This is a genomic window from Olleya sp. Ti.3.14, from assembly GCF_038154885.1.
In the GTDB taxonomy this organism is placed as follows: Bacteria; Bacteroidota; Bacteroidia; order Flavobacteriales; family Flavobacteriaceae; genus Olleya.
The window spans coordinates 132,395-145,480 of the sequence record NZ_JBAKAO010000007.1; the positions used below are offsets into that span (position 1 = coordinate 132,395).

Below are 13,086 nucleotides of genomic sequence, written 5' to 3' on the forward strand. Positions count from 1 at the left end.
TATTTTATAAAAAAAGAGCTTGCAATTGCAAGCTCTTTTTTTATTTCAAAAATATATTATATTTTATTTCAAATATGCTAAAACGTTAGCTTCAATACGTTCTTGAATGTTTGACACATCTGCTTTTACAAATGGTTCTCCCATAATATTCTCGTATAATTCAATATAACGTTCTGATACAGTTTCAATATAGTCATCAGACATAACTGGTACAGTTTGTCCCTCTAAACCTTGAAAATTATTAGCAATTAACCACTGTCTTACAAACTCTTTAGACAATTGTTTTTGTGCTTCGTTATTATCTTGACGGTCTTGGTAACCTTCAGCATAAAAATATCGAGAAGAATCTGGTGTGTGGATTTCGTCAATTAAGACAATTTTTCCATCCTTAGTTTTACCAAATTCATATTTAGTATCCACCAAAATCAATCCACGTGAAGCAGCTATTTCTGTCCCTCTTTTAAATAATTTACGCGTATAATCTTCTAAAACAATATAATCTGCTTCTGTAACAATTCCTTTTTTAAGGATGTCTTCTCTTGAGATATCTTCGTCATGATCACCCATTTCTGCTTTAGTTGCAGGCGTAATAATAGGCTCCGGAAATTTATCGTTTTCCTTAATCCCTTCTGGCATTGCAACACCACAAAGCATGCGTTTTCCCGCTTTATACTCACGCGCTGCATGACCAGACATGTAACCACGTATAACCATTTCTACTTTAAAAGGCTCGCATAAATGTCCTACTGCAACGTTAGGATCTGGAGTTGCTGTTAACCAATTTGGCACAACATCTTCGGTAGCTTTCATCATGCTAGTTGCAATCTGATTAAGTATTTGTCCTTTATATGGGATTCCTTTTGGCATAACTACATCAAACGCGCTTAAACGGTCTGTTGCAATCATGACTAATTCTTCATCATTAATATTGTAAACCGCTCTAACTTTTCCTTTGTATAGACTTTTTTGATTAGGAAAATTAAAATTGGTGTCTATAATAGTATTACTCATTAGTTGTATTGTTGTTGTTGTTGTTGTTGTTGTTGTAATTAAAATTTACTCTCTATTTTCTATATTTTTATAAGCCTCGATAATTTTTTTGACTAGTTTATGTCTAACAACATCCTTGTCATCCAGAAAAATCATTCCTACACCTTCTACTCCTTTTAAAATAAGTAAAGCTTCTTTTAAACCAGAAATAGTACGACGAGGCAAATCAATTTGTCCTGGATCACCTGTTAATAAAAATTTAGCGCTTTTACCCATTCTGGTTAAAAACATCTTCATTTGTGCATGTGTTGTATTTTGACCTTCATCTAAAATAACAAAAGCATGATCTAATGTACGACCACGCATAAATGCTAAAGGTGCAATTTGTATGGTACCATTTTCAATATACTGCGCTAATTTTTCCGCAGGAATCATATCTCTTAATGCGTCATATAATGGTTGCATATAAGGATCTAATTTTTCTTTTAAATCGCCTGGTAAAAAACCTAGATTTTCACCTGCTTCCACTGCTGGACGCGTCAAAATAATACGTTTTACCTCTTTATTTTTTAATGCTTTAACTGCTAATGCTACTCCTGTATACGTTTTACCTGTTCCTGCTGGTCCAATAGCAAATACCATATCGTTTTTTCGCATTAGCTCGACCATTTTACGTTGGTTAGCTGTAATAGCCTTGATAGGTTTACCATTGGCACCATGTACTAAGACTTCGCCACTTTTTTCAGAAGTGCTGTAATCATCACTACTTTGGCTAGTTAAAACACGCTCGATTACATTTTCGTCTAATTTATTGTATTTAGAAAAATGCTTTAATAGCATGGTCATTCTGCGATCAAACTCATCCAATAACTCTTCGTCTCCAAAAGCCTTAATGGTATTTCCTCTAGCTACAATCTTGAGTTTTGGAAAGTATTTTTTTAGTAGTGTAATATTCTCATTTCCGGTTCCAAAAAACTCTTTTGGAGAGATCTCCTGTAGTTCAATAATTATTTCGTTCAAAAGCGCTGATTTATTAAATTAATCTGTACAATTTTATTAGTTTTGTGTATCTAACAAATTTACACATTTTTTGTGTGTTCTAGGTTAAAAAAATATCAACAATAATTCATGCCAATTATAACGCTTACCACAGATTTTGGAGAGAAAGATCACTTTGCTGGCGCAATAAAAGGCGCTATTTACAGCGAATTGCCAGAAGTTAAAATTGTTGATATCTCTCATTCCATATCACCATTTAATATTGCTGAGGCAGCCTATATTATTCAAAATGCCTATAGTAGTTTTCCTAAAGGTACAATCCATGTCATTGGTATTGACTCCGAAATTAATCCAGAAAACAAGCATATTGCTGTAGAACTGGACGAACATTATTTTATCTGTGCCAATAACGGAATTATGAGCATGATAGCTAATGAGATTGCACATTCTAAATTAGTAGAAATTAATATACATGATAAAATAGAAACCAGTTTTCCTGTTTTAGATGTCTTTGTAAAAGTAGCATGCCACATAGCACGTGGTGGAACGTTAGAAGTTATAGGCAAAGCTATTGATAAAATAAAACCAATTAAAAATCTAGTGCCTTACGTTAATGAGGAGCAAACGCAAATAATTGGTAGCATAATCTACATTGACAATTATGGTAATGTCGTTACTAATATTAGAAAAAACTTTTTTGAAACGCTGCAAAAAGGACGTTCTTACGAAGTGTCTGCAAGAAATTATAAGTTCAAAAAAATACAATCCAAATATAGTGACATCGTTAACTTTGACACACCAGAAGATAAACGTAATGACGAAGGACGTGGATTAGTCGTATTTAACAGTTCTAATTATCTAGAAATTGCCATTTATAAAAGTAATAACCAAACGGTTGGTAGCGCAAGCAGCCTAATGGGATTAGGATTGCGTGATACAGTAACCATTAATTTTTTTAAATAAATAATAGTATCGCTTTCGCGGAAACCCATAAATACCCAAGCCATGTTTGTAAGAATTGTTAAATTAAGTTTTGCTGAAGAAAATATAGCCACCTTTTTAGCTAATTTTGAAACCGTAAAATTTAAGATAAGAAACTTTAAGGGTAACCAGCTATTAGAGTTATATCAAGACAAAACCAATCCTAATGTGTTTTTTACATATAGCTATTGGGATAACGAAAGTGATTTAGAAAACTATCGCAACTCAGACCTATTTAAAGGTGTTTGGACAAAAACTAAACCCCTTTTTAATGCTAAACCAGAAGCTTGGAGTGTAGACAAACTAGCTTCATTGAAATAAATTATAAATAACATTAATAAATAAAGCATGCTAGCCATACTTAAAAAAGAAATAAACTCATTTTTTGCTTCGCCAATAGGCTACTTAGTTATTGCTATATTTTTATTATTAAACGGACTGTTTTTATGGGTATTTAAAGGCGAATTTAATATCCTTGATAACGGATTTGCTGATCTATCAACGTTTTTTTTATTGGCACCATGGATTTTAATATTCTTAATTCCAGCAGTAACCATGCGTAGCTTTAGTGACGAAAAAAAACAAGGCACTTTAGAGCTACTTTTAACTAAACCTATTAGCACATTACAATTAGTTTTAGGAAAATATCTTGGCGCGCTTTTATTAATTATTATAGCCTTACTGCCAACACTATTATACGTTTATACCGTTTACCAATTAGGTAACCCATTAGGTAATTTAGATTTTGGAAGTACATTAGGATCCTATTTTGGCTTACTATTTTTAGTAGCAGCCTATACTGCAATTGGTGTTTTTGCATCAACCATATCAGACAATCAAATAGTTGCATTTATAGTTGCTGTGTTTTTATGTCTATTTTTTTATATTGGTTTTGAAGGCATTGCAGATGTAATATCTAGTAATACTGTGGAGCAATTGGGTATGAATGCACATTATAAAAGTATGAGTCGTGGTGTTCTGGATACTAAAGACCTAATATACTTTTTAAGTATAACTATTTTATTTATTGCGCTAACCAAATTCAATATTAAAAAACAATAGTATGGTAATTACACCCATTTTAATTATATCATTTATAGTTGTTTTTATTTTAGCCTGGCTATTTATAAAAACTATTGGAGACAATAAATGGATAAGCTTATTAATTACAGTAATAGCAACACCTCTACTCTATTTTTATTTATTTTATCCAATAGTTAATATTTTTTCTAGTTACCATCACCAAAAACATTTTAATGCAGAAAATTGGGCTGAATACCCAGAACTTAGGTTTGAAATGATGGATCAATTAAATGATAATAACCAATTAATTGGCAAAACTAAAGCTGAAATTAAAACAGATTTTGGTACAGCAGAATGGTATGGTTGGGATGATAGTATTAAAGCTAACTCTAAAGATCAATGGAATTACAATATGGGCTTTAAACCTGGTGCTTTTAATAAAGACCAAGAATGTATTGAGCTTCAATTTAAAAACGATACTGTTGTTGCAATAAAAACCTATCAACTTGAGAAAAAATTTGAATAATACTATCAAAAATATCGTACTTGTAGTTATTGGGTTAATTGTAATTAATGTAATAGCCAATACCTTTTATAAACGTTTTGATTTAACGACAGATCAACGCTACACTTTAAATCCTTCGGTTTTAACCATATTAGAAAAGGTAGATTCCCCTATTTTGGTTGATGTATTTTTAGAAGGTGATGATTTTCCTTCAGAGTTTAGAAAACTACAATCTGAAACCAAACAATTATTAGAAGAGTTAGTCGCTTATAATAATAACATTAGTTTCAATTTTATAAATCCAATTGAAGACGAAGCGACTAGAGATCAAAATATCCAGCAATTAAATGCTAGAGGATTAACACCCATGCAATTAAACGTCCAAGAAAACGGAAAAACAAGTCAAGCTGTTATTTTTCCTTGGGCTTTAGCAAGTTATAATGACCAAACGGTAAAAATTCCGTTAGTAAAAAATACACTTGGAGCAACACAACAACAATTAGTTACAAACTCTGTACAACAATTAGAATATGCGTTTGCAGATGGTATTAGCAAATTGGTTAATCCTAAACGACGTAAAATAGCAGTTTTAAAAGGTAATGGACAGCTAGAAAACAAATACATTGCAGACTATATTAAAAGTATAAGAGACTATTATTTTATTGCTCCATTTACATTAGATAGCGTTTCTAATTACGCAGAAAGCACTCTAAAAAAATTACAGGAATACGATTTAATTATTTCGGCTAAGCCAACAGAAGCATTTTCAGAAAAAGAAAAATTTGTTTTAGATCAGTATACCATGAATGGTGGTAAAAGCCTATGGTTACTAGAGCAAGTAGCAATGGATAAAGATAGTCTTTATAACGATTATGGTAAAAATATTGCTATCCCATTCGATTTAAACCTAACCGATTTTTTCTTTAAATATGGTATACGTATAAATCCACTTATAGTAAGCTCTATGTACTCTGCTCCTATAACTTTAGCGTCAGGAGAAGGTAGCGATAGTCAATTTCAAAGCTATCCTTGGACCTATTCGCCTTTAGCAAAAGGAAACAGCAATCATCCTATTGTCAATAATTTAGATTTCTTAAAATTCGATTTTGCCAATCCTATGGATACTATTAAAAGTAGTACAAAAAAAACAATATTGCTCCAAACTGCGCCATTAACTAAATTAGAAGGTACGCCTCGCGAAATCAGCTTGGATATGGTCAATAATAAGTTAGAGCCTAAAACCTTTAATAAAGGCCCACAAACATTAGCTGTGTTGCTAGAAGGAACCTTTACGTCGGCTTATAACAACCGAGTAAAACCTGTGGCTATTTCAAACTCTAAAAATACTAGTATACCAACCAAAATGGTAGTCATATCTGATGGTGACGTCATTAAAAACGAAGTTGGAAGATTAGGTCCTGAAGAGCTAGGTTTTGACAAATACACAGGACAAACCTTTGGTAATAAAGAATTTTTGACAAATGTGGCAAATTATCTTTTAGATGACACAGGACTTATAAACATTAGATCCAAAGAAATTGCAGTTGCCTTTTTAAATCCTGAAAAAATTACAGAAGAAAAAACAAAATGGCAACTACTAAACCTCTTATTACCATTGGTTTTATTAGGTGTTTTTGGTTTAATATTTAACTACCTTCGTAAGAAAAAATATGCCAAGTAAGTGTTAATAAGTTTGTTTCTTATTTTAACACATTAGCAATATATTTGTAAGACAAATTATTAATAGTATTAATTTACACATATAGATGAAATTTATCGTATCAAGCACATACTTACTAAAACAATTACAGGTTTTAGGAGGTGTAATTAACAGTTCAAATACATTACCTATTTTAGATAACTTTTTATTTGAATTAAATGAATCTAAATTAACTGTATCTGCAAGCGATTTAGAAACAACAATGTCTGCTGTTTTAGATGTAGATAGTGACAACGAAGGAAGCGTAGCCATTCCTGCACGTTTACTTTTAGATACTTTAAAAACATTTCCAGAACAACCTTTAACGTTTGTTATTGAAGAAAACAATACCGTAGAAATTAGCTCAAATCATGGTAAATATGCTTTAGCTTATGCAGACGGAAACGAGTTTCCAAAAGCCATTAGCCTAGAGGATCCAAGTAGTACAAAAATGCCTGGTCATATTTTAGCAACAGCTATCAACAAAACTATTTTTGCAGCAGGAAATGACGATTTAAGACCTGTTATGAGTGGTGTATTCTTTCAGTTTTCAACTGAAGGTTTAACCTTTGTTGCTACAGATGCTCATAAATTAGTTAAATACTCTAGAGAAGATGTTAAAGCCTCTCAGGTAGCCGAGTTTATTATGCCTAAAAAGCCTTTAAACTTATTAAAAGGAATACTTGGTGCAAGTGACGAGGAAATTACTATTGAATATAATGACTCTAACGCTAAGTTTACTTTTGAAAACACAATATTAATCTGTCGTTTAATTGACGGTAAATATCCTAATTACGAAGCTGTAATACCAAAAGAAAACCCAAACAAACTAACAATAGACAGAACACAGTTTTTAAACTCTGTACGTCGTGTTAGTATTTTCTCTAACAAAACAACACACCAAATTAGATTAAAAATTGCTGGAGCAGAATTAAATATATCTGCAGAAGATATTGACTACTCTAACAAAGCAGAAGAACGGTTGACTTGTGATTACCAAGGAGACGATATGCAAATTGGTTTTAACTCTCGTTTTTTAACAGAGATGTTAAACAATTTAGGATCTAACGATGTACAATTAGAGCTAAGCATGCCTAATAGAGCAGGTATCTTAACGCCAATTGATGATTTAGAGGTTGGAGAACAAGTAACTATGTTAGTGATGCCTGTAATGCTAAACAGCTAATAACTTAAACCTATTTCATAAAAAAAGCAACTCAATAGAGTTGCTTTTTTTGTTATAATAAATATTATATTCCTTTAATTTTAATACTTTTACAACGCAATAATCTAAGTTACCCTCAACATTAAATAACTTAGCAATTGATTAAAACAATTAATCTATAATATGAAGTACAGTTTTAAATTATTCTTTTTATTAATAACTAGTATCGCTCTATTATCTTGTAATAATAATGACGATGCTTCTAACACAAATAACACCACTACCAATCCCATTATTGGTGATTGGCTTCGCGAAGATGCTACTGCCTCTTTTGAATATCACATTCACTTTGAAGGTGAAAATTTTGGTAAAATAGTAACTATGGTAATAACAGAGGACAATGTAATATCAAGTGCAAATCCTTTTGAATGGACTATTCATAATGAAATACTTACTATTATTGACAATGAAGATTTTGAGCATAATACTACAGTAGAATATACTGTAGACGGTCATCTAAAAATTGAAGGTTTTTCTAATTTAGAATTCACAAAACAATAATTCTAAACACCCTTCCTATAATCACATAACAAAAAACGCAACCTTAACAGGTTGCGTTTTTCTTCTTTATCAATGTAATGTAAACTAACTAATAAAATTAAAAGATAAAGGGTAATGCGGTTCTTCGCCATTACTAACCTTAATGGCATTTATTATTGGGTAAATTATAGATACTAATCCTAAAACAAACCAGCCTAATAGTCCTAAACCAAAAAGTAAAATTAAAGGCACACATACAATATATAAAACCACTATACTTAATTGAAAGTTAACAATGGTTTTACCATGAGCGTCCATTTGATATATTTTATCTTTTTGTGTTAACCATATGATTAGTGGTAAAATTAAGCTACCACAACCTATAATTAAAGACACTAATTGACTTAAATGGGTTAATACTAATAATTGTCTGTCTGTTTTCATTTTTACTTTAATTCGCTTTTTAGATTTCTACTTATATGACGTATAATTTGTAAAAATGTTACAGATTTTAAAAATAAAATGTAATTAATGTGGTAATTTATCTTTTAATACACCATATAAAAACGTCCCTAAAACAGCAGATAAAAATACGATAATAATAGGTAAATAACCTGCACCTACAAGAACAAATATAGGTCCTGGACATGCGCCAACTAATGCCCAACCTAACCCGAAAATAATGCCTCCAAGCAAGTATTTAGAAAAGGATTTTTCCTTTGGCGCAATTACAATTGGGTGACCATCAAACGATTTTACGTTATACCTTTTAATAATTTGAACAAACAAAATACCAAACGCTAAAGCGGTACCTATAATACCATACATATGAAACGCTTCAAAACGAAACATTTCATAAATTCTAAACCACGAAGCAGCCTCAGATTTGTACATTATAATCCCAAAACAAAGTCCTATAAAAATAAAAAGTAGTTTTTTCATATTAAAAAATTAAAGGGAATAATAAATGAACCATTACTAATCCTCCAATAAAAAAGCCAATAACAGCAATTAACGACGGAAGTTGTAAATTACTTAAACCAGAAATGGCGTGACCAGAAGTACAACCTCCAGCATATCGTGCTCCAAAACCTACTAAGATTCCTCCAACAATTAAAATAGCAATTGTTTTTATATCGCTTAAAGCGGAAATAGAAAATAACTCGACAGGTAAATATTGGTTTTCAGTCGAAATATTTATACTAGATAACGATGCTTTTGTAGCATCACTAATGGCAGGCATATCTGCGGATGACAAATAATGTGATACTATAAAACCACCTATCATTGCTCCTATTACAACTAATACATTCCACACATCCGATTTCCAATCAAATTTAAAAAACGAATTGACTTTTCCTGCACCACAAGCAGCACAAAAAGTTCTTAAGTTTGATGACATACCAAACTTTTTTCCCATTAATAATAAAAATAGCATTGTACAGGCTATTAAAAATCCTGAAACAAACCAATGCCAAGGTTCAAATAAAAAATCCATAAATTAAATTTGCGCAAAAATACGTGCTACAAATCAATTTATGGACTTTTAGTCTACTAATTTTATAGGAATTAACCTAATATAAACTAATGCTATTTAACGCTACAACCTGCGCCTTCTTTTCTCACACCTAACTTTACTAATATTGTTTCCAATAAGCACCATTTTGTAAATGCAGACTGTATTAAGTTTACACCTATAAATACTGTAAACCACATCCATTTTGGGCTAACATAAACCGAAAGTACCACACTTAATAATACCATTACACCAACAATTACTCTAAAATATGTATTCAACATCTTTATTCTTTTTTAAATTTATAACTTAACATTCACGTCATTCTGAACTAGTTCAGAACCTAATTATTCACAACTCAACTTTCTTTTTATTACCCAATCTTATCAGTAAACCGCACGTCATTCTGAATTCATTTCAGAATCCCATAATTCACAACACAATTACCCATTATTTATAATTTTGCTTCTCTATCATATAATAAACAAGAGGCACAACCAGTAGAGTCAATACTGTAGACACAATTGTCCCTCCCATTAAAGAGATTGCCAATCCTTGAAAAATAGGATCAAAAAGTATCACAAATGCTCCGATAACAACCGTTCCTGCTGTTAATAAAATTGGCGTTGTACGTACTGCGCCTGCTTCAATACACGCTTGTTTTAGTGGCACACCTTCTGCTGTTCTTATATTAATAAAATCAATAAGTAATACGGAGTTCCTAACCATAATTCCTGCCAAAGCTATCATACCAATAAAAGAAGTCGCTGTAAAAAAGGCTCCCATTATCCAGTGTCCTAAAATAATTCCTATTAACGATAAAGGAATAGCAACCATCATAACGATTGGTGCTTTAAAGTTTTGAAACCATCCTACAATCAAAATGTATATTAAGATAATGGCTCCTAAAAAGGCAATACCTAAATCTCTAAATACCTCTAAAGTAATTTGCCATTCTCCATCCCATTTTACAGTATAATTATCTTCAAAATCTGGTTGACCTAAATACATTTCGTTTAACTCGTAGCCTTTTGGTAACGGAATCTCTTTTAACTTTTCTTCCATTCCAAGAATAGCATACGCAGGACTTTCTAAATCTCCAGCCATATCTGCCATCACGTAAACCACGCGCTTTTGGTTTTTACGATAAATACTTTTTGCTGCAGTCGTTTTAGTAATCGTTACTAAATCTGCAATAGGCACCATATTCCCTTGTTTAGATTTTACTTTTAATTGCGAAATATCACTAATTGTAGATTTCTCTTTTTCATCTAAAGCCAATATCAAACCTACTTGAGTAACCGCATCTTCATCATATAAATTTGTGATCGCTCTGTTCGACAATGCCATATTCATGGTATACGCAATTTGTTGTGGCGCAACACCATATAGCATGGCTTTTTCTTTGTTTATATTAAATTGATATTCGGTTTGATCGGCTTCCACCATCCAATCGATATCTACCACATCATCTGTGTTTTTTAAAATCTCTTGAACGCCATTGGCAATTTTAATTTGCTCGTTATAATCAGGCCCATAGACTTCTGCAACAATAGTTGACAAAACTGGAGGTCCTGGTGGTACTTCTACCAATTTAATATTAGCGTTATACTTTGCAGCAATTTTCTGAATATCCGGACGCATTACTTTAGCAATTCCGTGACTTTGAATATCACGTTCGCCTTTATCAATTAAATTCACTTGGATATCTGCCATATTAGATCCACCACGTAAATCGTAATGACGCACCAAACCGTTAAACGTAATTGGTGCAGATGTACCAACGTAGTTTTGATAATTAACCACTTCTGGTCGCGTCGCTAAGTATTGCGACACTTCTTGTGCTACAACTCCTGTTCTTTCTAGCGTTGTGCCTTCAGGCATATCAATAACCACCTGAAACTCATTCTTGTTATCAAATGGTAACATTTTTACAGCAACCGATTTTGTAAAAAACAACACCATTGTCGCCATTAAGACCATAAACGTTATCCCTAAAAACAACCAACGCTTACCTTTGCTTTCTAATAAAGGACGTTCAAACTTGTTATAAATCTTATAAATAAGCGTGTCCTCAACAGGCTGCTCTGGGTTCTCTTCTGCGCCTTTTTTATCTTTTTCTTTTAGAAAAATATATCCTAAATAAGGCGTAATAGTTAAGGCTATAAATAAGGATAATATCATTGCAATAGACGCTCCTATTGGCATTGGCGCCATATATGGTCCCATTAATCCAGATACAAAAGCCATAGGTAAAACAGATGCTATAACTGTAAATGTTGCTAAAATGGTTGGATTCCCAACTTCATTAATCGCATATAAAGCTGCATCTTTAAATGGTAAGCGCTTCATCTTAAAATGTCGGTGCATATTTTCGGCAATAATAATCGAGTCATCGACGACAATTCCCGTTACAAATACTAATGCGAATAAGGTAATTCGGTTTAGCGTGTAATCCATCATGTAGTAACTCAATAAGGTTAAAGCAAACGTAATTGGCACAGATAAAAACACGACCAATCCACCACGCCAACCCATTGCTAGCATCACTACAAGTGTTACCGCAAAGATAGACCCAATAAGGTGCCACAGTAATTCCGATACTTTATGCGACGCTGTTTCACCATAATTTCTAGTGACTTCTACATATACATCATCCGGAATTAAAGTACTACGTAAATGATCTACTTTATCAATAATCACATCAGCAATTTTCATGGCATCTGCTCCTTTACGTTTCGCTACCGAAATAGTAACAGCAGGATATTCTGACTTATAATCAACCGATTTCACACTTCCTTTTCCGTAACCTATACTCACATAATTTTGTGGTACTTCTGGTCCATCAATAATTTTTGCGACTTGCTTTAAATAAATAGGTTGATTTTGTTGCACACCAACCACCAAATTTTCAACATCTGTAACCGAAGCCAAAAACGAACCTGTATTTACTAAAAACTCAGTATCATTCTTATCAAAACTACCAGCACTTAATTGGCTGTTATTTGCTTTAATCATTTCCGAAACCGACAAGAAGTCCAAACCACTTGCAGCTAATTTATCTTTATCTAAAACCACACGTAATTGACGATCTCTACCACCAATTTTATGCGTAATAGCCACATCATTTATCTTCTTAATTTCAGCTTCCAACTCTTGAGCCATTTGGTTTAACTGGTAATCGTCATAATTTTCACTCCACAACGTTAAACCCAACATTGGCACATCGTCAATCGCACGCGTTTTTACTAACGGAAACGTAACACCTTCCGGCATTTGGTCCATGTGCTTATTAATTTCGTTGTATAACTTTACAAAAGAACGCTCAATATCTTCGCCAACATAAAACTGTACGATGACCATTCCTTGCTCTTTCATAGACGTAGAATACACGTATTCCACACCTTTAATATTCGAAATTAATTGCTCTAAAGGCTTAATCACACGTGACTCTACTTCCGTAGGACTTGCTCCAGGATAACCCACAAAAATGTCTGCCATAGGCACATCAATTTGCGGTTCTTCTTCACGCGGAATTAAAAACGAACTGTACACACCAACCACCATAAATACAATCATCAAAAGCACTGTAAGCTTAGACTGCATAAAGACTTTGGCAATTTTACCTGCGATTCCTTCTTTCATTTGAATTTTTATTTTGGGCGTTT

General features: G+C 32.6%; 14 protein-coding genes. 7 read left to right on the forward strand and 7 right to left on the reverse strand.

Annotation, left to right across the window (positions count from 1 at the left end; genetic code table 11):
* Positions 1–63: 63 nt before the first annotated feature.
* Both V6251_RS10950 and V6251_RS10955 read right to left on the reverse strand, forming a co-directional pair.
* Positions 64–1,011, reverse strand: a complete 948-nt coding sequence (locus V6251_RS10950; RefSeq protein ID WP_341588259.1) for a phosphoribosylaminoimidazolesuccinocarboxamide synthase — start codon at positions 1,009–1,011, stop codon at positions 64–66.
* 45 nt (positions 1,012–1,056) lie between these two features.
* The gene (locus V6251_RS10955; protein WP_145001444.1) at positions 1,057–2,010 is read right to left on the reverse strand and encodes a PhoH family protein; all 954 of its coding nucleotides are present in this window, start codon (positions 2,008–2,010) and stop codon (positions 1,057–1,059) included.
* Positions 2,011–2,118: 108 nt separating this feature from the next.
* On the opposite strand from V6251_RS10955, the gene V6251_RS10960 reads away from it, so the two are divergent.
* The 7 genes from V6251_RS10960 (at position 2,119) to V6251_RS10990 (ending at position 7,923) form a co-directional block, all read left to right on the forward strand.
* Positions 2,119–2,952, forward strand: a complete 834-nt coding sequence (locus tag V6251_RS10960) for an SAM hydrolase/SAM-dependent halogenase family protein (RefSeq protein ID WP_145001443.1) — start codon at positions 2,119–2,121, stop codon at positions 2,950–2,952.
* A gap of 42 nt (positions 2,953–2,994) precedes the next feature.
* A complete protein-coding gene (locus V6251_RS10965) occupies positions 2,995–3,291 on the forward strand; it encodes a putative quinol monooxygenase (protein WP_341588260.1) in 297 nt (98 codons plus the stop codon).
* A 27-nt stretch (positions 3,292–3,318) separates the two neighbouring features.
* The gene (gene gldF, locus V6251_RS10970; RefSeq protein WP_341588261.1) at positions 3,319–4,032 is read left to right on the forward strand and encodes a gliding motility-associated ABC transporter permease subunit GldF; all 714 of its coding nucleotides are present in this window, start codon (positions 3,319–3,321) and stop codon (positions 4,030–4,032) included.
* A gap of 1 nt (position 4,033) precedes the next feature.
* The gene (locus V6251_RS10975; RefSeq protein ID WP_341588262.1) at positions 4,034–4,519 is read left to right on the forward strand and encodes a hypothetical protein; all 486 of its coding nucleotides are present in this window, start codon (positions 4,034–4,036) and stop codon (positions 4,517–4,519) included.
* Entirely contained in the window at positions 4,500–6,179 is a 1,680-nt protein-coding gene (gene gldG, locus V6251_RS10980; RefSeq protein WP_341588263.1) for a gliding motility-associated ABC transporter substrate-binding protein GldG, read from the forward strand. Before V6251_RS10975 ends, gldG begins: the two co-directional genes overlap by 20 nt.
* A gap of 85 nt (positions 6,180–6,264) precedes the next feature.
* On the forward strand, positions 6,265–7,383 hold the full coding sequence (gene dnaN / locus V6251_RS10985; RefSeq protein ID WP_028283060.1) for a DNA polymerase III subunit beta: 1,119 nt from the start codon (positions 6,265–6,267) through the stop codon (positions 7,381–7,383).
* A 162-nt stretch (positions 7,384–7,545) separates the two neighbouring features.
* Positions 7,546–7,923, forward strand: a complete 378-nt coding sequence (locus V6251_RS10990) for a hypothetical protein (RefSeq protein WP_341588264.1) — start codon at positions 7,546–7,548, stop codon at positions 7,921–7,923.
* Between the two features lie 84 nt (positions 7,924–8,007).
* Here V6251_RS10990 and V6251_RS10995 read toward each other — a convergent pair whose 3' ends face one another.
* The 5 genes from V6251_RS10995 to V6251_RS11015 form a co-directional block, all read right to left on the reverse strand.
* Complete coding sequence (locus V6251_RS10995; RefSeq protein WP_292949180.1) at positions 8,008–8,346, reverse strand: DUF4870 domain-containing protein; 339 nt, start codon at positions 8,344–8,346, stop codon at positions 8,008–8,010.
* Between the two features lie 84 nt (positions 8,347–8,430).
* On the reverse strand, positions 8,431–8,844 hold the full coding sequence (locus V6251_RS11000; protein WP_341588265.1) for a DUF6691 family protein: 414 nt from the start codon (positions 8,842–8,844) through the stop codon (positions 8,431–8,433).
* Between the two features lies 1 nt (position 8,845).
* A complete protein-coding gene (locus tag V6251_RS11005) occupies positions 8,846–9,400 on the reverse strand; it encodes a YeeE/YedE family protein (RefSeq protein ID WP_341588266.1) in 555 nt (184 codons plus the stop codon).
* 92 nt (positions 9,401–9,492) lie between these two features.
* The gene (locus V6251_RS11010; RefSeq protein ID WP_090838743.1) at positions 9,493–9,702 is read right to left on the reverse strand and encodes a YgaP family membrane protein; all 210 of its coding nucleotides are present in this window, start codon (positions 9,700–9,702) and stop codon (positions 9,493–9,495) included.
* Between the two features lie 166 nt (positions 9,703–9,868).
* A complete protein-coding gene (locus V6251_RS11015) occupies positions 9,869–13,063 on the reverse strand; it encodes an efflux RND transporter permease subunit (RefSeq protein WP_341588267.1) in 3,195 nt (1,064 codons plus the stop codon).
* Positions 13,064–13,086: the final 23 nt, after the last annotated feature.

Bases quoted from the DNA above. Each gene is read 5' to 3' on its own strand.
- V6251_RS10960 (WP_145001443.1), top strand. From the start codon at position 2,119: ATGCCAATTATAACGCTTACCACAGATTTTGGAGAGAAAGATCACTTT.
- dnaN (WP_028283060.1), top strand. From the start codon at position 6,265: ATGAAATTTATCGTATCAAGCACATACTTACTAAAACAATTACAGGTT.
- V6251_RS11015 (WP_341588267.1), bottom strand. From the start codon at position 13,063: ATGAAAGAAGGAATCGCAGGTAAAATTGCCAAAGTCTTTATGCAGTCT.
- V6251_RS11000 (WP_341588265.1), bottom strand. From the start codon at position 8,844: ATGAAAAAACTACTTTTTATTTTTATAGGACTTTGTTTTGGGATTATA.
- V6251_RS10995 (WP_292949180.1), bottom strand. From the start codon at position 8,346: ATGAAAACAGACAGACAATTATTAGTATTAACCCATTTAAGTCAATTA.
- gldF (WP_341588261.1), top strand. From the start codon at position 3,319: ATGCTAGCCATACTTAAAAAAGAAATAAACTCATTTTTTGCTTCGCCA.
- V6251_RS11010 (WP_090838743.1), bottom strand. From the start codon at position 9,702: ATGTTGAATACATATTTTAGAGTAATTGTTGGTGTAATGGTATTATTA.
- V6251_RS10975 (WP_341588262.1), top strand. From the start codon at position 4,034: ATGGTAATTACACCCATTTTAATTATATCATTTATAGTTGTTTTTATT.
- V6251_RS10965 (WP_341588260.1), top strand. From the start codon at position 2,995: ATGTTTGTAAGAATTGTTAAATTAAGTTTTGCTGAAGAAAATATAGCC.
- V6251_RS11005 (WP_341588266.1), bottom strand. From the start codon at position 9,400: ATGGATTTTTTATTTGAACCTTGGCATTGGTTTGTTTCAGGATTTTTA.
- V6251_RS10950 (WP_341588259.1), bottom strand. From the start codon at position 1,011: ATGAGTAATACTATTATAGACACCAATTTTAATTTTCCTAATCAAAAA.
- V6251_RS10990 (WP_341588264.1), top strand. From the start codon at position 7,546: ATGAAGTACAGTTTTAAATTATTCTTTTTATTAATAACTAGTATCGCT.